We start from the raw sequence: 23502 nt of genomic DNA, 5'->3' as shown, positions 1-23502 counted from the left end.
ATTATACATAACAAATAAGCGTTAATAATACATTTTTAATAACAATACGTTTAAAGAGTTGAAAATAAGATAAATTCAATAAGGAGAAATATGAGTTTAAAAATTCAAAATTTATCAATTTCATTTAAAGGTGCATCTGCCGTTAGAGGTGTTAATTTTGAATTGAAGCAAGGGGAAATACTGGGAATTGTTGGAGAATCGGGAAGTGGAAAATCAGTTTCTTCATTAGCTATTTTAGGGTTGTTGCCTAGTTACGCAACTATTAAAGGTAGCATTTTTTTTAATGAAGAAAACCTGCTAAATATTTCTGATAAAAAATTTCAAAAAATTAGAGGAAATCAAATTTCTATGATTTTTCAAGAGCCAATGAGCTCGTTAAATCCAAGTTTAACTTGTGGATTTCAAGTTCAAGAAATCTTATTACTTCATAAAAAAATAACTAAAAAAGAAGCTGAAAATCAGGTAATTGAATTATTTGAGAAGGTAAAATTACCTAGAGCTGAAGTAATTTATAATCAGTATCCACATCAACTTTCGGGTGGACAAAAGCAACGTGTTATGATTGCTATGGCTATTGCTTGTAAACCTCAAATTTTAATAGCTGACGAACCTACAACAGCTTTAGATGTAACAGTTCAGAAAGAAATTATTCAATTATTAAAAGAATTGCAACAGGAAACAAAGATGAGTATTGTTTTTATTTCTCATGATTTGGCATTGGTTTCTGAAATTGCTGACAATGTTTTGGTTATGTTTAATGGAGAAGTTGTGGAACAAGGCAATTCTAAAGTTATTTTTAAAAATCCAGAACATAATTACACAAAAGCGTTGATAAATTCAAAACCTAGGTTAGATCAACGTTTAAAAAAGTTACCTACGGTTTCAGATTTTATAAATGAGGTAATTAAAAATGATATTTATACTACTGAAGAGCGCGCAGTGTTTCATAAAGAAATCTACAGTAAAAAACCATTATTAGAAGTTAAAAATTTGGCTACTTATTTTGGAATTGGGAATAGTTTCTTTTTTCAAGAAAAAAAGTTTGTGAAAGCTGTTAACAACGTTTCTTTTAAATTATATGAAGGAGAAACTCTTGGTTTAGTAGGTGAAAGTGGTTGTGGAAAAACAACATTAGGTAGAACTATTCTTCATTTAGAAAAAGCAACAAAAGGAGCTATTTTTTACAATGGAATAGATGTTACTAGCTTAAAAAAACAAGCTTTAAAAAACTTCAGAAAGGAAGTTCAAATTATTTTTCAAGATCCTTTTTCTTCTTTAAATCCTAGAATTCCTGTTGGAAAAGCAATTATGGAACCTATGAAAGTACATCATATTTTAAATTCAACACAAGAACGAAAAGAATATGTGCTAGATATTTTAAAAAAAGTAGGTTTAGAGGAAGGTCATTTTAATCGTTATCCACATGAATTTTCTGGTGGTCAGCGTCAACGAATTGGAATTGCTCGCACCATTGCTTTAAACCCTAAATTAATTATTTGCGACGAGTCTGTTTCGGCTTTAGATGTATCAGTTCAAGCACAAGTATTAAATTTATTAAACAGTTTAAAACAAACGTTTGGTTTTACATATATATTTATTTCACACGACTTGGCAGTGGTAAAATACATGTCCGATCAGTTAGTGGTAATGAACAAAGGTAAAATTGAGGAAATGGGAGATGCAGATACGGTTTATAAAAACCCTAAAACAGATTATACCCAAAAGCTGATTGATGCCATTCCAAAAGGAATTTAAGTGTAAAAGGTTGTATATTCGCACCAAATGCAATTCAAAATAAAATACATATTCGTTTTTTGTTTCCTTTTAGGTTTCAGCCACTTATTGTTAGCTCAAGAAATGGCAGTTGATTCTATTGCTGCTGAAAAACAAATAGTTATTGAGGAACAGAATTATCTAAAATTTCAAGAATATTTTTTTGAAGCATTAAAACAAAAATCTATTAAAAATTATTCCAAAGCTATTGAAAGTTTGGAAAAATGTTATGAAATTTATCCAAGTGATTTATCGGTTGAATTTGAATTTTCAAAAAATTATTATTTTCTCCGAAACTTTAACGAAGCTGAACTGTTTATAAATAAAGCAATAGAAAAAGAACCTAATAATAATTATTTATTAGCTCATAAGGTTGAAATTTATAAAAAACAGCGAAATTATGTTGACGCAATTGAAATTCAGGAAAAAATTAACCAACTAGATTTTAAATATGCTGATGAATTGGTGTTACTTTATATACAAAATAAGCAATTAGACCAAGCTGAAAAATTAATTACAGAAATAGAGAATAAAGCGTTATCATCTAGACGAATAAAAAGTTTTAAAATTTATATTGAAAGAATAAAAAACCCTATTCAAAATAAAACAGTAGAGGCAACTACTAATTCAAATAATACATCGTTAGAAAGTTTAAGAGAAGAATTTAATAAAAACAAAGATTATCAAGTATTATTAAAGCTTTTGAATAAAGAAATTGAACTTGAAACTTTTGAATTTTTAGATAAAGATTCTAAATTAGGAATTGAATTATATCCAGCGCAACCAGTTTTATACAAATTGAACGGTTATGCTTTAAATAAATTAGGAAAATATAATGAAGCTATTGCCGTTTTAACAATTGGCATTGATTTTGTGTTTGACAATAATAAGCTCGAAGCAGAGTTTTGTGATTTGTTTGCTTTAAGTTATCAAAATTTAAATGAAACTAGCAAGGCTTTAAGTTATAAGAAAAAAGCAGAAGCTTTAAGAAAAGGTATTTAAATGAAGTTTAAAAAATACATAATAGCACTATTAATTATTACATTATCAGCTTGTAAAACGCAAAAAAACGTTACAAACGCTGGTATAAGTACTATTGCAACAAAAAAAATTATTAGCAATCATTATAATAATTCATTTAACCAAAAAACAATTTACGCAAAAATTAATGCTAAATACAAAGGTAAAAAAGCCTCTGCAACTGTTAGTGTAAGATTGCGTTTAGAAAAAGATAAAACTATTTGGTTAAGCGCAACAAAATTTGGAATTCCATTAGCAAAAGTAAAAATTACACCAACAAGAGTAAGCTATTACGAAAAATTAAGTAAAACCTATTTTGATGGAGATTTTACGTTGTTAAGTAATTGGTTAGGTACTGAATTAGATTATGAAAAAGTTCAAAATATTTTATTAGGCCAAGCGGTTATGAACTTGAGAAAAGGGAAATATATTTCTTCTATAGAAAACAATTTATATGAAGTAAAACCTAAAAAAGATAACGATTTGTTCGGTATTCTTTTCTTTTTAAATCCTGAAAATTTTAAAGTAAATAAACAGGAAATTAACAACCCAAAAGAAAAGCAATTACTATCGGTTTCATACCCAATTTATAATTTAATTGAAGGTGAGCAATTTCCAAAAAAGATTGATATTAGAGCTATTGATAATAAAGATTTAACAACTATAAATATTGAATACAAATCGGTTGAGTTTAATAAAGAACTCACATTCCCATTTGAAATTCCTAATGGTTATAAAGAAATTACTTTAAAATAATGCGTTTAAAACTCACCTATTTTTTCTTCATTTTTGCAATTTTTATGGCGGTGCCAACATCGGCTCAAAAAAGCAAACGTCAAGTTTTAGAAGCTCGTAGAAAACAGCTTCAAAAGGATAAAGTATATATAAATGCACTACTTTCAAATGCTAAACGCAAAGAACAAAACTTATTAGGTGAATTAAACGATATTAAGGATAAGATTAAAATTAGTGAAGAAATAATTTCTACCATTTCAAGTGAATCTAAAGAATTATCTAATGAGATCTATTTGAATCAGCTTGATATCAATAAATTTAAACGTGAATTAGTAGACTTAAAAAAGGATTACGGAGATATGATATACAAATCATACAAAAGTAAATCTCAAAATAGTAGAGTTATGTTTTTACTGTCTTCCAAAAGTTTTACGCAAGCATACAAGCGTTTTCAATATATGAAACAATACAATTCATATAGAAAAAAACAAGGTGAAGAGATTGCTAAAAAAACATATGATTTACAAGTTTTAACGGATTCACTTCAAATTAAAAAAGATTTAAAACAGCAATTGCTTTCTGAAAAACAAAGTGAGCAAAACTTAATTGAGAAGGATAAAAAATCACAAGAAGGCTTGTTAAGTCAAGTAAAGCAGAAAGAAAATAAGTATAAAAAACAGATACAAGGTTTTATTAAAGAAGAAAAAAGAATTAATGCTCAAATAGATAGATTAATTAGAGCGGCAATTGCTGCTTCCAATAAAAAAGCGGGAACTACTTCATCATCTTCATTTGCATTAACTGCTGAAGCAAGAGCATTAGCAACTAAATTTACTTCAAATAAAGGCAAATTACCTTGGCCAGTTGAAAAAGGATATGTTTCTACGTATTATGGAAAACAACCACATCCAGTTGTAAAAACATTAACTATTCAAAGTAACGGTGTTAGAATTACCACAAATAAAGGAAGTAAAGCAAGAGCTGTATTTGAAGGAACTGTTTTGGCCGTTCAACTAATGAGTGGTAATAAAAAAACGGTTCTTATTCAGCATGGAAATTATATTTCGGTATATAAAAATCTTGAAAATGTTACCGTTTCTAAAGGGCAAAAAGTAAAAACAAAACAACAAATAGGTTCTATTTTTACCGATAAAGTTACGGGAAAAACTATTTTAAGTTTTATGATTAACAATAACTTAAAAACTGAAAATCCAGCTAATTGGATTTATAAAATGTAGATATACTTTGAAAAAAAGTAACCTAATAGTGTTTATCTGTTTTATGGTTTGCAATATTTCACTTGCATTTCCTACACAAAATAAGTTAAAAAAAACAACTTCTAATATAACATTAGACTCACTTATAAATTCTGCAGAAAACAAATTAAACGAAGCCAAAGATTTTACTGGTTCTGCCAATTATCCAAAAGCATATGATAATTTATGGAGTGTTTTAAGCCTTTCAGATTCTATTAAAAATCCAACTTTAAAGTATAAAGCGTACAAGCAACTTTCAATGCTTTATTCTATTTTTCATAATTATAAAAAAGCTTCTTCTTGTATAGATTCCATGTTTTTTTATGCTGAAAAATCTAATTTTATTTCTCCAAATTCTCAAGCAAACTTGCACTTTTCGGCAGCAATTACTTATAGAATGAGTAAAAATTACAATGAAGCTTCCAAGGAATTAAAAATTAGTGAACAAATATTTGATTCTATAAAAACACCCATAACAAATAAGTTATACATATTAACAGAAAAAGCACATTTAAATACTTTACAAGGCAATTATAAAGAGTCAGAAAAAATATTAACTGATATTTCAAAACAAGTTTCACCAAATCATTCGTATGCGTCTATTTTATATTCAATGTGGGGAGATTTATATGTTGAAATGAATAATAAAAGTAAAGCTTTATATTATTTTAATAAAAGTTTGTCTGCTATTTCAGAACATAAAACCAGAATTGGGTTAAAAGTAGAATTGCTGCAAAAAACATCTAATTTAAATTCTATTTTAGGCAACCACAAAATTGCTTTTCAGCAAATGAAAGCATCAAAACATTTGGGAGATAGTTTATTTGGAAGTCAAAGTTTAAGAAACAAACAACTTTTTGAAATTAAAGATTCTCATAGAAAACTTATTGTTGAAAATCAAAAAATTAAAAAAGAACAAGAGTTAAAGCTTTTAAAAAGTAAGAAGGATAAATTAAATCAGCAATTAATTTTTTCGTTAATTCTTTTAATTACAATAATTTCAGCAGCATTTTTTGTTATTTCATCTTTAAAAAAGAAACATCTTTTAGAAAAAGAACTAATTACTGAACGTACTCGATCTGAAATTGAACTAAAGAAAAAAGAACTTACTTTAACCGCATTGCAGTTAATGGAAAAAGATAAACTGTTAGATGAAATTAAAGTGGATTTAAAAAAGATTCAGAAAGACAAAAATGTTGAATCTATCAATAAAATAAGAAGTACCATTAATGTAAGTTCCAAGAAAAATTGGGAAGAATTTGAAGCAAGGTTTGTACAAATAAATAACTCTTTTTACGATTCACTTCATAAAAAACATAACAATTTAAGTAGAAACGAATTGAAACTTTGTGCTCTAATTAAATTGAATTTTTCTAGTAAAGAAATGGCTGATATTTTAGGTGTTTCTGCTGATAGTATTAATAAAGCTAGATACAGATTAAGAAAAAAAATGAACTTAACTAGAGATGAGAATTTAGTTACTTATATCAGTTCTATTTAATTATCTATAAAAAAAAGAATCGTCATTCTGAACTTGTTTCAGAATCTCATTGAATCTTTCTTCAATTATTATGAGAACCTGAAACAAGTTCAGGTTGACGAAACCTTAACTTGTTAAATAACCGTAAAAAATATTATTCAGACTTTGCAATAACCTTGGTAATAACAAAAGGCTCTTTATTACCCGGAGGTATAATTTTGATGGACTTATGTTTTACTTCACCATTCACTGTTTTTACTTTAAGGCGAACTGGCTTACCATATTCCGGTGGAATTGGTATCTTGATTTTTAACGTTCGCTGATTGCTTAAAAGTGTATGTGTATCAATTTCTACACCCGACATAGAAGTGACAACAATAGCTTCTTTACTTGCATCAACAAAGTTCAATTCTGCATCCCATGTACTTACATAAACTCCTGGGTCAATAAATACAATTTCATACTCTACCCAATCCAAATCTTCATTCTCACCTTCATTACTTTTTTTATTTCCAAATGATTCGTCTTTATATAGGTAGTTCCATTTTTTATTACGATTCTCATCTTTTGAATCAAAGTAACCACTTTTTTGACCTACTTTAATTTGAGGAATTATACCTTCTTCTACATAAATATTTTTACTTGCAACAATCTTTTCACTCGATTGTCCAATCATAATTTCAAAGTCACCTTCTTCTACTTTAAATTCCTTCGCTGCTACATCATAATGAGAAAATGCTTCGTAAGGTAATTTAATAGAAACCGTTTTACTCTTACCTGCTGGCACATGTAATCTTTTAAATCCTTTTAAAGCTTTAGTAGCTACAATATGATTGGCTTCAAGATCACGAACATATATTTGTACAATCTCATCTCCATCCATTTCACCAATGTTCTTAACCGTTGCAGTAACAGTTATTTCCTGGCCATTTTTTACTTTTTTTCGGTTAAGCTTCATGTCCTCAATTTCAAATTGAGTATAACTTAAACCAAAACCGAATGGATATAATGGTTTCTTTTTTGCATACATGTAGGTACGTCCCACTTCTGGACCGTAATCATCTTTCCAGGTTGTTACGTTATAATCGTGAAAATGTGGCAAGTCATTCTCCGATTTAACCCAGCTAGTACTAAGTTTACCTCCTGGATTTACATCGCCAAATAAAACATTTGCTAATGCGGTTCCTTGTTCCTGTCCGTTAGGCCATGCGCAAATAATTCCTGGAAGATTTTCCTGTTCCCAACCAATAGAAGTAGATCCACTAGGTACTAACACAAGTATTACATTTTTATTAACTGCCTGAACCGCTTTGATTAATTTGTGTTGTTTTCCAGGAAGTTTTAATGAAGTACGATCCAGCGTTTCTGTTGCTGTTGACTCGTCATTACCAACAACAAGAATTACTGTGTCTGAATTTTTAGCCAAAGCCACCGCTTCGTCTATTTTGTCTTGATCATCTTTGGCTCCAGTAACCGAACATCCTTCGGCAAAACCTACTTCACCCTTAACTCTTTTTTCAATTCCCGCTAGTGGCGATACTTTACTTTTTGGATTACCCGAATAAATACCTAACCAGCAACGATTTGCAAACGGACCAATAACTGCTAGATTCTCAATATCTTTTTTTAAGGGTAATACATCATTGTTTTTCAATAGAACAATAGATTGCTCGGCAGCTTTCAGTGCCAACTGCTTATGTGTTTCACATTCAAGCACACTTGAAGGGATTTCTGAATATGGAACAAGAGAAGGATCATCTAAATCTCCAGTCATAAATCGAAGTCTTAAAAGTCTTTTTACAGAAACATCTAATTCCGCTTCGCTTAACAATCCTTGTTCAATGGCAGGTTTAAGTGCTTTTACAAATGGAGCTGATTTTGTTTTATGTCTAAAACACTCTTGGTCTACACCAGCTTTAATGGCCATAGCAGCGGCCTCTTCTTGCGTTTTCGCAAAACGCATTCTCTTTTCTATTCCTTGAACAGCAGCCCAATCGGCAATTACATATCCTTTAAATCCCCATTCCTCACGTAACACACCGTTTACCAACTCATTATGCGCTGAACATGGAGTTCCGTTAACACCGTTTAATCCAGTCATAATTCCTGTTGCTTCTTCATCAACAATACATGTTTTGTAAGCAGGAAAGTAATACTCGTACAAATCCACATCTCTTACTAACGAGTGACTAAATTCTCTTCTTTTGTCCACATTATTAGCTACATAATGTTTTACGGTAGTTACAGTTTTTACATATTTTGGATCGTTTCCTTGCATTCCACGAACGTACATACGTGCAATTTCAGACATTAAATGCGGATCCTCACTATAACACTCTTCGTTTCTTCCCCAACGAGGGTCACGCGCCATATTTACCGTTGGCGAAAACATCATTACTTCTTTTTGTCCTTTGTTTTTTAAGGCTCTAGCTTCATTAGAAATAGCTGTAGCAACATCGAACATTAAGTCTGGATTCCATGTTGAACCCATAGCTATATTTTGTGGAAATTGAGTACAGTTCCAGGCTTTTAATCCATGAAGTGCTTCTCCATACCATTCAAAATACGGAATACCTAAACGCTCAATGGCTGGAATTCTGGATCCACAATAACTAATTTTTTCGTCGAGCGTCATTTCTGACAGTAAACTTTCAACTCGGTTATCTAATTTAGCATTTGGATCTTTCCAAACTTGTGCGTTTAAAACAGAAGTACTTATAAATATAAAAAGTAAACTGTTAATTATTGCTTTTTGTATCATAAAATTTGATATTGGTTAAATTCTATTTCAAAAATAGGATTTGACAAATCAAATAGCTACAAAAGCGTATGGACAAAATTAGGACAAGGTTATATTTTGCTTAGAAATAGAATAATTAAGCTCAAAATTTTGATTTATGCGAAGGCAGATTTATATACTAATGAAATTGATTTTTTGGTGTTTGAAATGGATACCTACTTTGGTAGGTATTACAGAATACTATTTAAATAACGCTTTTAATTCTGTAGCTTCTTCGGGTAGCATTTTACCAGCTAAAATTAAGCTCAATTGTTTTCTGCGCAAAGCACCTTCAAAACGTTTTTTTTCAAGTTCAGTTTCTGGTTTAATTTGTGGAATTTTAATAGGATGTCCCATATCATCAACCGCTACAAATGTATAAATACCTTCGTTTACCTTTGTTTTATCTTGTGATTCTCTGTCTTCAACCCAAACATCTACATATACTTCCATAGAAGATTTAAAGGCTCTTGTAACCTTTGCTTCTAATGTTAAAACGCTACCAACTGAAACAGCCTTTGAGAATGCTACATGATTTACACTTGCAGTAACTACAATTTTGTGAGAATGTCTTCTAGCAGCAATACTACAAGCTCTATCCATTCTAGCTAATAACTCTCCACCAAATAAATTCCCTAACGGATTGGTTTCTCCAGGTAATACAATATCAGTTAATACCGTTAAAGATTCTTTGGGTGTTTTTATCATTGCATTCTAATTTTTGGCAAAGATAGCGCTAATAAATTAAAATTTAATTAATTGTATGTTGAAGTGAAATTAGTATGCTTTAACCAAAAGCCAAGCATCTTTGGATTCGGTTCGCTTAATTTTATTTAAGGTATTAATAGCTTCGTTTCTAGAATCAAAACTACCATAAGAAACCTGTGTTAAGTTCCATTTGTTTACACCTAAAATTCGAGCTTTAAACCCTTTAGTTATCAACTGTTGTAATTTTTTTTCAGCGTTTGCGGGTTCTCTAAAAGCACCAGCAACAATATGATAATTTTGAGTTTCTTTAGTAACGTTTAAAGTTATTGCTGGTAATGGATTTTCAATAACAAAAGTAGCTTCTTGAATTGATTTATCAACACGTTGTTGCTCAAGTTCAGTTTTAGCAACTAGATTGTTATATTCTATTTTGTTGTATTGGTTCCAACCAACAGTTCCTAATGCAAAAATAATAGCAGCAGTAGCTGCATACTTAATAAAGGCAGGTGTTTTTCGTTTATTTTCTTCAGTTGGAATAACTGGTGCAATAGTTTCTAATTCTCTTACCTTTTCTTTATAAGTAATACGTTTAACAGCAGGAGAAACATAAGAACTTAAACCAAAAGACGATGTTAAATAATTAACTGAAGAATTTGGCTCAAAAACCATTATGCCTTCTTTGGTTAAATTTAACGATCCTATATTTTCAAGTTCTAATTCATCATAAGCCAAAGTTGTTTTCCAGTCGTCTAATTCTTGATCAATAAAGCTTAATGCTTTTTCATAAGAAATATTTTGACAGGTTGAAATATAGTTAGCTAATAAACCATCGTTATTTTTTAAGTGCGAGTTAAAAGTTAATTCTTTACTTGGAGCATAAAAAGTATGAGTAAAGTGATTTACTTTAGCAGAAATAGTATTAGTAATAAATCCTCCAAAGTTTGGAATAATTACACACTCGTAACGGTATAAAAGGTCGCTTATGTATTTGGCTAGTGTCATCGAAACAAATATAGGCCAAAAGCAAGTTAATTTTAAAGAGTTATTAAAAAAATTATTAACAATAATTTTATATATTGACACTCAAATTGTTAAAATATGCTTGAAGAAGAAATTCTATACGTTTTGGCGTTACAACGTGTAAAAGGTATAGGAGATATTAATGCTAAAAAGTTAATTTCTCACTGTGGAAATGCAAAAAATGTTTTAAATGAAAAAAAACAAATTCTTGAAAAAATAAATGGTATAGGTGCTTTTACTATTCGCCATTTATTTGATAAAAAAAACTTAATTGAGGCTGAAAAAGAACTTAAATATCTTCAAAAGAATAAGGTTGAAATCAATTATTTTTTAGATGAAAATTATCCAAATAAATTAAAACATTGTATAGATGCTCCAATTCTACTTTTTAGAAAAGGAAACATAAAATTCGAAAATCAGCCAATTATAAGTATTGTTGGAACTCGGAAAATAACAAGCTATGGGAGAATTTTTTGTGAAAAATTGATTGAAGATTTAAAAGAATACAATCCAATAATTGTTAGCGGTTTTGCTTATGGAGTTGATATTTGTGCGCATAAAGCAGCATTTAAAAATAATATGCAAACTATTGGAGTTATTGCTCATGGATTTGAGGAAATGTACCCAAAATCTCATTTAAAGTATGTTAATCAAGTATGTGAGAATGGAGGTTTTATTACTGATTTTTGGCACAATGATAAATTAATTCGAGAGAATTTTTTAAAACGTAATAGAATTGTAGCTGGACTTTCAGAAGCTACCATTATAATTGAATCTGCTGAAAAAGGTGGTTCTTTAGTTACCGCAGATATAGCAAATTCATATAACAGAGATGTGTTTGCGGTGCCCGGTAGAACAACTGATAATTTTAGTAAAGGTTGTAACGATTTAATTAAAAGAAACAAAGCAGCTATTTTGAATTCAGCACAAGATTTAATTGAAATGTTGAATTGGCAATTAAAAGATGAGGAGCCTAAACTAATTCAAAAACAATTGTTTGTAGATTTAGATGAAACGGAACAATTAATTTATGATTTTCTGTTTGAAAACGGTAAAGAATTGTTGGATATAATTGCAATTAATTGTGAAATGCCTATTCAAAAAACAACATCAATTTTGTTTAGTATGGAAATGAAAGGTGTGGTAAAACCTTTGCCAGGAAAACTATTTGAAGCTATATAAAAAAAGCTGCATTTAAAAATGCAGCTTTTTTATTAATTTAAATATAGAGTTAAATTAGTGTAATTCTAATTTCTGAACTTTTGAATAATTTTCTCCTCTAATAGCTTCAAATGCAGCTATTAATTCTTTTAGCTTTTCAGGATTTGATTCGGCTAAATTATTTTTTTGTGCTCTATCTTCCTTTAGGTTATATAATTGAAATTTTTTGTTATCATGTCCTAATTCAATATTCACCTGATTATTGTAATTTTTTCCATTGTATGGAGGAATTAAAGCCCAATCTCCGTTACGGTAAGCTGTTCTTGAAGTAGCTTCTAATATTAAATCTTTTCTTCCTATTTTACTTGTTCCTAAAAAGGCATCTAATACATTTTCACTATCACTATCACTTTCAGCAATATCACTACCAACTAATTTTGAAATAGATGATAATAAATCTACTTGACAAACCAATGCGTCTGATACCGATGGTTCAATTTTCCCTTTCCAGTATGTAAAGAATGGAACATGTGTACCAGCATCGTATAAACTGTATTTTCCACCTCTTAAACCACCAGTAGGAGTATGATTTCCAATTTTAGTATCAGCATCATCAAAATAACCATCGTTTAATACTGGTCCGTTATCACTTGAAAATACAATAAGTGTGTTTTCTAATAAGCCTTCTTCTTCTAATGTTTTAATAAATTCTCCAACTGCCCAATCTGCTTCCACAATCACATCTCCTCTAGGACCTAAAGTTGTTGATCCAACAAAAAGAGGGTTTGGAGTTCTTGGAACATGTGGTTGTTGCATTGCATAATATAAAAAGAAAGGTTCATTTTTATGTTTTTTAACATAGTCTTGAGCTCCTTTTAAAAAATGATCAGCCATATCTACATCAGTCCATTTTGCTTTTTCACCACCTTTCATGTAACCAATTCTTGGGATACCATTTACAATTGTGTTGTTGTGACCATGGTGCCATTTCATTGTTGTTAATTCTGGATTGTCTTTTCCTGTAGGTTGACCTTCAAAATTTTCTTTGTAGCTAACTTCAATTGGATCATTTGGATCTAAACCTTGAACATTTCCGTTTTCTATGTATACCGTTGGAACTCTATCTTGAGTTGCTGCCATAATATATGCATAGTCAAAACCAACTTCGTTTGGACCAGGTGAAACTCGTTCATTCCAGTTTACCATTCCACTTCCTAATCCTAAATGCCATTTACCTACAATACCTGTATGGTATCCTTTAGTTTTTAACATTTTTGGAAGTGTCATTTGTTCTGTAGAAATAATTAATGGAGCAGTACCAGGTAATATTTTTGCCTGTTTGTTTCTCCAAGGGTAAACACCAGTTAGTAAACCATATCTACTTGGTGTACACGTTGCGGAAGTTGCATATCCGTTTGTGAATTTAACTCCGCCATTTGCTAGTTTATCAATGTTTGGCGTGTTAATTTCAGTAGCTCCATAAGAGCTTAAATCTCCATAACCTAAATCGTCTAAATAAATAACAACAATGTTAGGTTGTGTTTTTGTTTCTTTAACTTCAGTTGGTTTTGAATCCTTACAACTTATAGCAAGTGAAGCTAAAATAATTAAGAATAATGTATTGAAATATTTCATATTAAAAATTATAAATGTATTATTTACGTTTAATTTTATTTTGTAAAAGTAATAATTTTATTTTAAATGGTTTGTGTCAATTTAATTCAAATTTAAAAGTTATTAAGATATGATTAAGAATTTATAGTTATTCATGTTTAGAAGTATTTAATATGTATTTTTGTATTTTAAAATATTAGAATGATAGAAATCCCTAAAAATGTAAAAGGCCTAATATTTGATTTAGATGGCACTTTGGCTAATACAATGCAAAATCATTTTAAATCATGGAGAAAAGCTCTATCTCCATATGGAATAGATTTTACTTCTGAATTGTTTTTAAGTTTAACAGGAATGTCTAGATGGGCAACTATTGAAAAGTTAAATGAAATGTTTGAAACAAAAATGGATGTTGCTGAAGTTGGAAAAAATAAAGGTGAATATTTTCATGAAGTCGCTCATTTAACTGAAGAAATTAAAATTGTTGGAGATGTTGTAAGAAAGTATCACGGAATTTTACCAATGTCAATTGGAACAGGAAGTACAAGAAGCGGAGCTAAACAATCTCTAGAAATAACAAATCTGCAAAAGTATTTTGAAATTGTAATTACATCGGATGATATAATAAACCCAAAACCACATCCGGAAACTTTTTTAAAGTGTGCTGAATTAATGAATGTAAACCCAAAAGATTGTGTGGTTTTTGAAGATGGGATTTTAGGAATGCAAGCTGCTGAAGCTATAGGAATGTCTGTTATAGATGTAAATGATTATTACAAAGTTGAATTTACAGTTTAAAAACTATTTTTTAATTGAAAAAGTAGAGAACAATTTTACTTTTAATTCTATATATATTATTGTTTTCTTGATTGGATACTTTCAATAATTACAGTTGCTAAAATTAATAAACCTCCAATTATAGTGGTGTTTTTAGGATATTCTTTAAGAAAAATAATACCTAAAATAATACCATAAATAGGACTCATACTACTAATAATACTTACAGTACTTATAGAAAAATGCTTAAAACTGTTTACAAAAATGGTATGTCCAATTGCAGTTGTAATTAATCCTAAAGCAAATAATTTAGGCCATTCACTTTTAATGGGCAGATTGTCTCCAAATAAAACTGGAAAAGAAAACAATACAATAATAGCCATTTGGTAAAACATAACTTTTGAAGCGTTAAAATGTGAAAGATTTCTTTTTGTAAAAATATTTCGTAAAGCAAATAATACAGCTGATATAATTCCCATTATTACACCTTTGGTAAAGTTGTTTTTAAAATTCATTTCAGGAGTTAAAAAATAAATTCCTAGTAAAACTAATCCACCTAATAAAATATGATTTTTGTTAAAACGTGTTTTAAAAAAAAAGGGTTCAATAAGAGCAGTAATTATTGGGTATGTAAATAGCGATAACATTCCAATTGCAACATTAGATAAGTGCAAAGCATAGAAATAAGTAATCCAATGGGCACCTAAAAATAGACCGCTTATAAGCAGAGAATATGCATCTCTTTTGGAAGTGATTTTTAAATCGTATTTTTTATAAATACAAAAAATACCTAAAAATAGCGCTCCTAAAAAACATCTCCACCAAATTGTATTTTCAGGAGCTAAACCTATAGATCTTCCTAAAACACCTGATGAGCAAATAAAAAGAATAGCGAAGTTTACTTCTAATACATTTTTTAAGTGTTGATTTTTCATTGATTTATATTTTTTTTAATACACTTAAAGCAGTTTCAATAGAGTCTATTCTAATAAAAGTTAATAGTAAACGCAATCCTTTTTTAGTTTCTTTCTCTTTCATTACACAAGTTGTTGGGTTTTTTGCCGTATAATTAATTACATCTTTAAAAGTTGAAGTACTATAAAATTCGCTTTGTTGATTGGATAAGAAGTAGCAAATCATTCTTTTTTTCTTCAAAATTAAGCGTTCAATACCCAATTTTTTTGCAATCCATTTAATGCGTACACTATTTAACAAATCTACAACTTGAGTTGGTAATTCTCCAAAACGGTCAATTAATTCTTTTTCAAATTGAAGTAATTGCTCTTCGGTTTCTAAATTAGATAGCTCATTGTATTGATTTAACCTTTCTGAAATTACATTAATATAATCATCTGGGAAAAGTATTTCAAAATCAGTGTCAATTTGTATTTCTTTTACGTATTCTTTTGGTTTACCGGTAGCCTCTTCTTTATATAAATCTTTAAACTCATTCTCTTTTAATTCTTCAATAGTTTCATTTAGTATTTTTTGATATGCATCAAAACCAATATCATTAATAAAACCACTTTGTTCACCACCCAATAAATCACCAGCTCCACGAATTTCTAAATCTTTCATTGCAATGTTAATTCCGCTACCTAAATCGGTAAACATAGAAATTGCTTCAATACGTTTTCTAGCATCATCACTCATCATATGGTAAGGCGGCGTTATAAAATAACAGAACGCTTTTTTGTTTGATCTACCAACTCTACCACGCATTTGATGTAAATCTGATAGTCCAAAATTATTGGCATTGTTTATAAAAATAGTATTGGCATTTGGTACATCTAAACCACTTTCAATAATGGTTGTTGAAACCAAAACATCAAATTCATTGTTAATAAAAGCAAGCATTAATTCTTCTAACTTTTTACCATCCATTTGTCCGTGACCAATTCCAATTTTTGCATCAGGAACCAAGCGTTGCAACATTCCGGCAACTTCTTTAATATTTTCAATTCTATTATGAATAAAAAATGCTTGTCCACCACGCTGAATTTCATAACGAATAGCATCGCGAATTGTTTCTTCAGAAAAACGAATTACATTACTTTCAATTGGAACACGGTTTGGCGGAGGTGTATTTATTACCGATAAATCTCGAGCGGCCATTAAACTAAATTGCAAGGTTCTTGGAATAGGCGTAGCGGTTAATGTTAGCGTATCAACATCTTCTTTTATAGTTTTTAATTTGTCTTTTACAGCAACACCAAACTTTTGTTCTTCATCAATAATTAACAAACCTAAATCTTTAAATTGAATAGAAGAGTTGGTTAATTGGTGCGTTCCAATAACAATATCTACACTTCCATCGGCTAAACCTTCAATAACACCACGGCGTTGTTTTGCGGTTCTAAACCGGTTTAAATATTCAACGTGAACTGGAAAATCTTCTAATCGCTTGCTAAAAGTTTTAAAATGCTGAAAAGCTAAAATAGTGGTTGGCACTAAAATAGCAACTTGTTTACCGTTATCAACTGCTTTAAAAGCTGCTCTAATGGCAATTTCGGTTTTACCAAAACCAACATCACCACAAACAAGGCGATCCATTGGTTGTTGGCTTTCCATATCTTTTTTTACATCTTGTGTAGACGAAAGTTGATCTGGAGTATCTTCGTATAAAAAACTAGCTTCAAGTTCGTGTTGTAAGTAACTATCAGGGTTGTACTGAAAACCAGTTTTCATTTTACGTTTTGCATACAATTCAATTAAATTAAATGCAATATGACGTATACGCGTTTTTGTTTTTTGTTTCAGCTTTTTCCAAGCACCAGAACCTAATTTGTACAATTTTGGAGCGGTACCATCTTTACCAGCGTATTTACTTATTTTATGAAGTGAGTGAATACTTATGTATAAAATATCTCTATCTCCGTAAATTAATTTTATAGCTTCTTGTTTTTTGCCTTCGACATCAATTTTTTGAAGTCCGCCAAACTTTCCAATTCCGTGGTCAATATGTGTTACAAAATCTCCAATTTCTAAACTAGTTAGTTCTTTTAAAGTAATGGATTGCTTTTTTGCGAACCCATTTTTTAAACGGAATTTATGATAACGTTCAAATATTTGATGATCGGTATAACAAACCAGTTTGTTTTCTACATCAACAAAACCTTGGTATAATGGGAAAATAATAGCTTTATATTCAACTTTATGGTCAACATCATTAAAAATTTCATCAAATCTATCTGCTTGTTTTTGCGTATCACAAAATAGGTAGTTATTAAATCCGTTTTCAGTATTTTTTCGTAAATCTTCAATTAATAAATCAAATTGTTTATTAAAAGAAGGTTGAGGTTTTGTGTTGAATGAAACATTATTTTCTGAAGTTTTTAAAGGCGAAAACTCAACCAGATTAAAGTCTTTTAATTGTTTTTGAAACAATTCTCCATTGCAAAATAACTCGTTCGGTTTAGAATGGCTTATGGCAGTATTTAATTTTTCAAACGCTTCTTCAGCTTTTACAAAAAGTTTGTTCAATCTGCTTAAAAGTAGACTTTTATTTTTTGAAAATATTACCGTATTACTGGCTATGTATTTTAAAAAACTTTCACGTTTTTCATTTAAAGTTTTGTCTTCAACATTTGGCAGTATACTTACTTTTTTTAATTTTTCGGTAGAAAGTTGTGTTTCAATATCAAAGGTTCTAATACTATCAACTTCATCGCCAAAAAATTCAATTCTGTAAGGTTCATCGTGAGAATAAGAGAATACATCAATAATTCCACCACGCACCGAAAAATCGCCAGGTTCAGTTACAAAATCTACTCTATTAAAATTGTATTCAAACAAAGTTTCGTTTACAAAATCTAAATCTAGATTATCGCCAACACCAACTTTTAAAGTGTTTCTATTTAACTCTGCTTTGGTAACAACTTGCTCAAATAGTGCATCAGGATATGTTACAATTATTGCAGGTTTTTTTCTTGAATTTATTCTGTTTAAAACTTCAGAACGTAATAAAACATTGGCATTGTCAACTTCTTCAATTTGATAAGGTCTTCGGTAAGATCCAGGATAAAAAAGTACATCTTTTTCATTTAAAAGATTTTCAAAATCGTTTAAATAATATGCAGCTTCTTCTTTATCATTAAAAATTAAAAGATACGGTTTTTCTACTGTTTTAAAGCTTTCAGAGATAATAAAAGACAATGACGATCCAACCAAATTCGAAAGTTGAAGATGGTGATTTTGCTGTGAAAGTAAGGGAGCTAATTGTTTTTCCTTAACAACTTGCTCATAAACTTTTAGTACGGTTTGTTTACTCAAAAGTTAAAAATTTTGCCAAAGGTAGTATTTTATAGAAAACTGAAAAATATTTCGTAAATTTAAAGTACTAACACTTAAATGAATAAGTTATGTCTATTTCTGATTTATACCCAACAGGGTTACACGAACAAAATATTGGGCATTTTGCTACAATAGTTAGGTTAGCTTTACGCGATAATAAGATTGATGAAGACGAACATTTATTATTAAAGCGATTGGCTAGAAGACTTGATATATCTAAAGAAGAGTTTCAAAAGATACTTAAAAACCCAAATAATTATCCTGAAAATCCACCAGTTAGCTACGATGAGCGTCTTGAACGTTTATACGATTTAACAAAAATGTTATTTTTAGATAAAAACCCAACTATTGATAAAACATCTATTATGGATAGAATAGCAGTTGGACTTGGTTTTCCGGTTGAAAATGCTAGAGGTATTGTAAAAGAAGCCATAAAATTCTTTTTAAAAGAGCCAGATATAGATGATTTTAAAAAGAAAATTAAAAAGGTGGATTCTGTAAGTCCCTAAAAAAAAGTTTAGTACGTAATTATTTATTTGTTTGGTTATATTTGTGCAGACTAAAAAAATAAGCATGAGTATTTCAAACTACAATTTAACTGGAGATCAGAAACATAACATTAATCACTTTGCAGGAGTTGTAAAACTTGCTATGGCAGATGGAACAATAAGTGAAGGTGAAGAAAAACTACTTAAAAGAATTGCTAAAAACCTTCATATTTTAGAAGAGAAGTATGATGATATTCTAGAAAATTATGTAGATTATCCTGTTACAACTCCACATAATTACGATGATAGAATTGAGCTTTTATATGACTATGCTAGAATGATTTTTGCAGACGATAGCGCAACGGGTGACGAGGCTAAAGTACTACGTAAAATATGTGTTGGTCTAGGTTTTCCAACTGATAATGTTGATAAAGTTTCTGATGAAGCTATTCATTTAGTAATGAATGATAATGATTTAGAAGATTTCAATAAAGCCATTAAATACGTAAACAGAATATAATATATCTGTTCAAAACTCGTTTAAATTCTAACTACACTAAAATTTTCCCTATGAAAAAAGGAATTACAGTACTATTGCTATTTTTTAGCCTTATTAGCTACGCTCAAGACGAAAACAATAGATTTGTTATTGGTTTAGGTTTAAATGCTATCGATTATTTTCCTATTGAAGATATGCCAAATGGAAACGATGGAGGTTTTATGAATGAACTTTTTAACTCTAAAGATCATTGGAATGTAGGAGGTCCAAGAATAAATGCTACGTATTATTGGAAACATAAAATTTCTTTTGATGCTGCTTTTTCTTTAAATACCATTTCAAAATTTGGAGATGTTGACGTAGAGAATAGAACTTATTATGCTTTTGATTTACATGCGCAATACAGTTTTTTAAAACCTGAAAAAAAGTTTCAACCTTATTTATTAATAGGTGCAGGTTATTCTAGTGTTTTTTATGGAGGAGGAACATTTAATTCGGGAATAGGAGCAAACTATTGGATTAGTGATTCAATTGGAATCAATGCGCAAGGTTTATACAAGTATAATTCAGATGATTATAAATTGTATTCGCATTTTTATTACTCTCTAGGCGTTGTTTTTAAATTAAATTCTAATGGAGGAGGAAGTAAAAGCGGCTCTAAATGGAATAAAAGTTTAAAACATTGTAACTAATAAATTATTAACTTGCATTGCAAAATTGTTAGAATGCAAGAATCACCAACTTTTCAAGTATACAATGCTTCAGCAGGAAGCGGTAAAACATTTACGCTGGTAAAAGAATATTTAAAAATTCTTTTATCAAGTAGCAATTCGTTTAAATTTCAGCAAATTTTAGCAGTAACCTTTACCAATAAAGCGGCCGCTGAAATGAAAGAACGTGTTTTAAAAAACCTTCAATCTTTTTCTGAAGAGCAAGAAACCGATATGTTAGGTTTAATTACTTCAGAATGTAACCTTACTAATGAAGTTGTATTTAAACGAAGCAAAACTATTTTGAACGCAATTCTACAAAATTATTCAGCTTTTAACATTACAACTATAGATAGCTTTAATTATAAATTAATTAGAACATTTGCATACGATTTAAATTTACCCGTAAATGCCGATGTAGAATTAGATGCACAAACATTGTTGAATGAAGCAGTTGATGTGGTAATTTCTAAAATTGGAGAAAACAAAGAACTTACAGATTTACTAATTAAATATGCTGTTCAAAAATTAGAAGACGATAAATCTTGGGATATAGGAAACGAATTAAAATCTTTTGCAAAAATTATTTTGAATGAAAATCATTCTAACCATTTAGAGCAATTAAAAAAAGTCTCTATAAATGAAATGAACGATTTAAAAAGTGAACTTCAAAAAATAAACAAATTAATTGAAGAAGAATTTAAAGCGATTGGAGAGGAAGGTTTAAGATTGATAAGCGATAATGGATTGCAACACAACCAGTTTTCATATTCAGATCTTCCAAAATTTTTAATAAAGCTTACTAAAATTAAACATTTAAAGGTTGAAGAGATAAAATTTGAAGGAAGGTTAAATAAAACTATTGAAGAAAACAAAAATTTTTATACGGCAAAATGCGATGCTTCAACCAAAGGAATAATTGAAGCTATTTCAGAAGAATTAAGACATATTTATTATAAATCTAAAGATTTATATGAGCAAAAGTTTGGGGAATATATTTTTAATAGTTTGGTAATTGAAGGTTTAATACCGCTTTCAGTATTAAATTATATTCATAACAGTTTGCAGGAGCTGAAATCTGAAAACAACATATTATTAAATGCTGAATTCAATAAAATAATAAGTAGTTCTATAAAAAATCAGCCAGCACCTTTTATTTACGAGCGTATTGGAGAAAAATTTCGTTACTATTTTATTGATGAAATGCAAGATACATCGCAATTACAATGGCAAAATTTAATTCCGTTGGTTGGCAATGCTATTACAAGTGAAAATGAACAAGGTGATATAGGTAAATTATTACTAGTTGGGGATGCAAAACAATCTATTTATCGCTGGCGAGGAGGTAAAGCAGAACAATTTATTAATTTATCTTCTGAAGAAAAATTAAAAGAAAACAATCCGTTTTATATTCCAAAAAATGTTGAAAATTTAGGAACAAACTTTAGAAGTTGTTCTGAAGTAATTGAGTTTAATAATAGCTTTTTTACACATTTGTCTAAATTTTTAGCAAACCCAAATTATAGCGATTTGTTTTATCAGGGAAATAATCAAGAAGTAAATAAAAATAAAGGAGGATTTGTTCAGTTAAGTTTTTTAGAAAAACCAGAAGAAGAGAATGATAAAGAAAACCTTTTTCCAAAAAAAGTACATTCAATAATCCAAAACCTAGATCCAAACTTCAAAAAAAATGAAATTTGCGTGTTGGTAAGAACTAAAAAACACGGAGTTGAAGTTGCTAATTATTTAACCGAACAAGGTATTGAGATTATTTCGTCGGAAACCTTACTAATAAATAATAACCCAAAAGTAGATTTTATATTAAAAATTTTGAATGTAATTCAGAATCCTTCAGAGAAAGAATATAAAATAAAAGCACTCTATTTTTTATATAAATATTTTAATATTACAGGCTCAAAACACGTATTTTATAGTAGTTTAGTTCATTTAGATAACGAGGAGTTTTTTAAAGAATTAGAGCAATTCAACATTCTTTTTTCTGAAAATTATTTTATTCAACAACCACTTTATACAGCTGTTGAATATTTGGCTAAAGCATTTAAACTTTCAGAAAAACCCGATGCGTATATTCAGTTTTTTTTAGATGAAGTTTTTGAATTTCAACAAAAAAACCAAGCATCAATTTTAGATTTTTTAGAATATTGGGAACTAAAAAAAGACAACTTAAGTATTGTTTCTCCAGAAGCAAGTAACGCAGTTAGAATAATGACTATTCACAAAGCAAAAGGATTAGAATTTCCAGTAGTAATTTACCCTTACAATTTAGAAGTTTATCGTCAAATCGATCCAAAAGTTTGGTTAAAAAATAATGCGTCTGATACATTGAAATCGGTTTTGGTGAAATACAATAAAAAACTAAATTATATTGGAGAAGAAGGTGAACAAATTTTTAATCAAAGAAGAGAAGAATTAGAACTAGACAATTTTAATTTACTATATGTGGCCTTAACTAGAGCAGTAGAACAGTTGTATGTTATTACCGATTTTGAAAAGCCCAAAAAAGAAGAAACTTTTAATTCAACTTCATCAATTTTCATTCATTATTTAAAAGAAAAAGGACTTTGGGATGGAGAAAAAAGAGATTTTACATTTGGAAACCCTCAAAAAGTAATTTTTAACCAAAAAGAAAAAAACAATACTACTTTTCCGGTATCGTTTATAAGCAATACTATGGAGAATTTAGATATTAAAGTAGTTGCAAATTCTTCATTATTATGGGAAACAGAACAAGGAGAAGCTATAAAATACGGAAATTTAATTCATGAAATTTTATCAAAAATTAATACAAAATTCGATGTAGATGAAGTATTAAGTTCTTATGCTTTTAATGGTAGTTTAAATAAAAATGAAGTTGAAGAAATTAATAAAATAATAATTGCCGTAGTTGAGCATCCTAAACTCTCTCCTTATTTTAAACAAAACAATTTAGTTTTAAACGAAAGAACTATAGTTACTGATAAAAATGAGTTGTTAATTCCAGATAGAATTGTAATTAAAAATGGAGAAACAACGGTAATAGACTATAAAACAGGTAAACCAGAAGAAAAATATCATCAACAAATTAATTACTATGCTCAAGTTTTAAATAATATGGGTTACCAAGTAGTGAGTAAAATACTAGTATATATTGATAATAAAATTACAATTGAAGAAGTATAATTTCAGTAA

At 29.3% G+C, this 23502-nt stretch carries 17 protein-coding genes; 11 read left to right on the top strand and 6 right to left on the bottom strand.

The genetic code is table 11. The features are described 5' to 3' along the window. The first annotated feature begins 90 nt into the window (after positions 1-90). The 5 genes from R3X25_RS04295 to R3X25_RS04275 all read left to right on the top strand — a co-directional run bounded on the left by R3X25_RS04295 (position 91) and on the right by R3X25_RS04275 (position 6285). The gene (locus tag R3X25_RS04295; protein ID WP_317672194.1) at positions 91-1755 is read left to right on the top strand and encodes an ABC transporter ATP-binding protein; all 1665 of its coding nucleotides are present in this window, start codon (positions 91-93) and stop codon (positions 1753-1755) included. A 102-nt stretch (positions 1756-1857) separates the two neighbouring features. After that, positions 1858-2775 (top strand): hypothetical protein, encoded by a 918-nt coding sequence (locus R3X25_RS04290; RefSeq protein ID WP_317672192.1) that lies wholly within the window; start codon positions 1858-1860, stop codon positions 2773-2775. Continuing rightward, complete coding sequence (locus R3X25_RS04285) at positions 2776-3549, top strand: DUF4292 domain-containing protein (protein ID WP_317672190.1); 774 nt, start codon at positions 2776-2778, stop codon at positions 3547-3549. Further along, on the top strand, positions 3549-4766 hold the full coding sequence (locus R3X25_RS04280) for a murein hydrolase activator EnvC family protein (RefSeq protein WP_317672188.1): 1218 nt from the start codon (positions 3549-3551) through the stop codon (positions 4764-4766). The genes R3X25_RS04285 and R3X25_RS04280 overlap by 1 nt, the downstream gene beginning before the upstream one ends. A 7-nt stretch (positions 4767-4773) precedes the next feature. Beyond that, positions 4774-6285, top strand: coding sequence for a hypothetical protein (locus R3X25_RS04275; protein WP_317672186.1), 1512 nt, complete (start codon positions 4774-4776; stop codon positions 6283-6285). Positions 6286-6418: 133 nt separating this feature from the next. Here R3X25_RS04275 and R3X25_RS04270 read toward each other — a convergent pair whose 3' ends face one another. The 3 genes from R3X25_RS04270 to R3X25_RS04260 form a co-directional block, all read right to left on the bottom strand. Continuing rightward, on the bottom strand, positions 6419-9025 hold the full coding sequence (locus R3X25_RS04270; RefSeq protein WP_317672184.1) for a glycoside hydrolase family 3 C-terminal domain-containing protein: 2607 nt from the start codon (positions 9023-9025) through the stop codon (positions 6419-6421). Between the two features lie 219 nt (positions 9026-9244). Further along, entirely contained in the window at positions 9245-9751 is a 507-nt protein-coding gene (locus tag R3X25_RS04265; RefSeq protein ID WP_317672182.1) for an acyl-CoA thioesterase, read from the bottom strand. Between the two features lie 69 nt (positions 9752-9820). Beyond that, positions 9821-10753 (bottom strand): SPOR domain-containing protein, encoded by a 933-nt coding sequence (locus tag R3X25_RS04260; protein ID WP_317672180.1) that lies wholly within the window; start codon positions 10751-10753, stop codon positions 9821-9823. A 96-nt stretch (positions 10754-10849) separates the two neighbouring features. Between R3X25_RS04260 and dprA the strand changes: the two genes are divergently transcribed. After that, positions 10850-11953, top strand: a complete 1104-nt coding sequence (dprA, locus tag R3X25_RS04255; protein WP_317672177.1) for a DNA-processing protein DprA — start codon at positions 10850-10852, stop codon at positions 11951-11953. Between the two features lie 54 nt (positions 11954-12007). Here the strand turns inward: dprA and R3X25_RS04250 are convergent, their stop codons facing one another. Beyond that, positions 12008-13567 (bottom strand): arylsulfatase, encoded by a 1560-nt coding sequence (locus R3X25_RS04250; protein WP_317672175.1) that lies wholly within the window; start codon positions 13565-13567, stop codon positions 12008-12010. Positions 13568-13747: 180 nt separating this feature from the next. Between R3X25_RS04250 and R3X25_RS04245 the strand changes: the two genes are divergently transcribed. Continuing rightward, on the top strand, positions 13748-14344 hold the full coding sequence (locus R3X25_RS04245) for a beta-phosphoglucomutase family hydrolase (protein WP_317672173.1): 597 nt from the start codon (positions 13748-13750) through the stop codon (positions 14342-14344). 56 nt (positions 14345-14400) lie between these two features. Here the strand turns inward: R3X25_RS04245 and R3X25_RS04240 are convergent, their stop codons facing one another. Both R3X25_RS04240 and mfd read right to left on the bottom strand, forming a co-directional pair. Continuing rightward, a complete protein-coding gene (locus R3X25_RS04240) occupies positions 14401-15258 on the bottom strand; it encodes a DMT family transporter (RefSeq protein ID WP_317672171.1) in 858 nt (285 codons plus the stop codon). A 4-nt stretch (positions 15259-15262) separates the two neighbouring features. Continuing rightward, the gene (gene mfd, locus R3X25_RS04235; protein ID WP_317672169.1) at positions 15263-18595 is read right to left on the bottom strand and encodes a transcription-repair coupling factor; all 3333 of its coding nucleotides are present in this window, start codon (positions 18593-18595) and stop codon (positions 15263-15265) included. Positions 18596-18684: 89 nt separating this feature from the next. On the opposite strand from mfd, the gene R3X25_RS04230 reads away from it, so the two are divergent. From R3X25_RS04230 to R3X25_RS04215, 4 genes are all read left to right on the top strand, one after another. Beyond that, complete coding sequence (locus tag R3X25_RS04230) at positions 18685-19125, top strand: TerB family tellurite resistance protein (RefSeq protein ID WP_317672167.1); 441 nt, start codon at positions 18685-18687, stop codon at positions 19123-19125. A gap of 64 nt (positions 19126-19189) precedes the next feature. Continuing rightward, a complete protein-coding gene (locus R3X25_RS04225) occupies positions 19190-19624 on the top strand; it encodes a TerB family tellurite resistance protein (protein WP_317672165.1) in 435 nt (144 codons plus the stop codon). A gap of 50 nt (positions 19625-19674) precedes the next feature. Continuing rightward, on the top strand, positions 19675-20295 hold the full coding sequence (locus R3X25_RS04220; protein ID WP_317672163.1) for a hypothetical protein: 621 nt from the start codon (positions 19675-19677) through the stop codon (positions 20293-20295). Between the two features lie 33 nt (positions 20296-20328). Next, a complete protein-coding gene (locus tag R3X25_RS04215; RefSeq protein ID WP_317672161.1) occupies positions 20329-23493 on the top strand; it encodes a UvrD-helicase domain-containing protein in 3165 nt (1054 codons plus the stop codon). Positions 23494-23502 lie beyond the last annotated feature (9 nt).

Source organism: Lutibacter sp. TH_r2 (assembly GCF_033101135.1).
Taxonomy (GTDB): Bacteria; Bacteroidota; Bacteroidia; order Flavobacteriales; family Flavobacteriaceae; genus Lutibacter.
This window is presented reverse-complemented; position numbering and strand designations above follow the sequence as displayed.

What these genes read in the sequence shown, in the direction of transcription:
- R3X25_RS04295 (WP_317672194.1), top strand. Translation starts at nt 91, where the DNA reads ATGAGTTTAAAAATTCAAAATTTATCAATTTCATTTAAAGGTGCATCT.
- R3X25_RS04290 (WP_317672192.1), top strand. Translation starts at nt 1,858, where the DNA reads ATGGCAGTTGATTCTATTGCTGCTGAAAAACAAATAGTTATTGAGGAA.
- R3X25_RS04285 (WP_317672190.1), top strand. Translation starts at nt 2,776, where the DNA reads ATGAAGTTTAAAAAATACATAATAGCACTATTAATTATTACATTATCA.
- R3X25_RS04280 (WP_317672188.1), top strand. Translation starts at nt 3,549, where the DNA reads ATGCGTTTAAAACTCACCTATTTTTTCTTCATTTTTGCAATTTTTATG.
- R3X25_RS04270 (WP_317672184.1), bottom strand. Translation starts at nt 9,025, where the DNA reads ATGATACAAAAAGCAATAATTAACAGTTTACTTTTTATATTTATAAGT.
- R3X25_RS04265 (WP_317672182.1), bottom strand. Translation starts at nt 9,751, where the DNA reads ATGATAAAAACACCCAAAGAATCTTTAACGGTATTAACTGATATTGTA.
- R3X25_RS04260 (WP_317672180.1), bottom strand. Translation starts at nt 10,753, where the DNA reads ATGACACTAGCCAAATACATAAGCGACCTTTTATACCGTTACGAGTGT.
- dprA (WP_317672177.1), top strand. Translation starts at nt 10,850, where the DNA reads ATGCTTGAAGAAGAAATTCTATACGTTTTGGCGTTACAACGTGTAAAA.
- R3X25_RS04250 (WP_317672175.1), bottom strand. Translation starts at nt 13,567, where the DNA reads ATGAAATATTTCAATACATTATTCTTAATTATTTTAGCTTCACTTGCT.
- R3X25_RS04245 (WP_317672173.1), top strand. Translation starts at nt 13,748, where the DNA reads ATGATAGAAATCCCTAAAAATGTAAAAGGCCTAATATTTGATTTAGAT.
- R3X25_RS04240 (WP_317672171.1), bottom strand. Translation starts at nt 15,258, where the DNA reads ATGAAAAATCAACACTTAAAAAATGTATTAGAAGTAAACTTCGCTATT.
- R3X25_RS04230 (WP_317672167.1), top strand. Translation starts at nt 18,685, where the DNA reads ATGTCTATTTCTGATTTATACCCAACAGGGTTACACGAACAAAATATT.
- R3X25_RS04225 (WP_317672165.1), top strand. Translation starts at nt 19,190, where the DNA reads ATGAGTATTTCAAACTACAATTTAACTGGAGATCAGAAACATAACATT.
- R3X25_RS04220 (WP_317672163.1), top strand. Translation starts at nt 19,675, where the DNA reads ATGAAAAAAGGAATTACAGTACTATTGCTATTTTTTAGCCTTATTAGC.
- R3X25_RS04215 (WP_317672161.1), top strand. Translation starts at nt 20,329, where the DNA reads ATGCAAGAATCACCAACTTTTCAAGTATACAATGCTTCAGCAGGAAGC.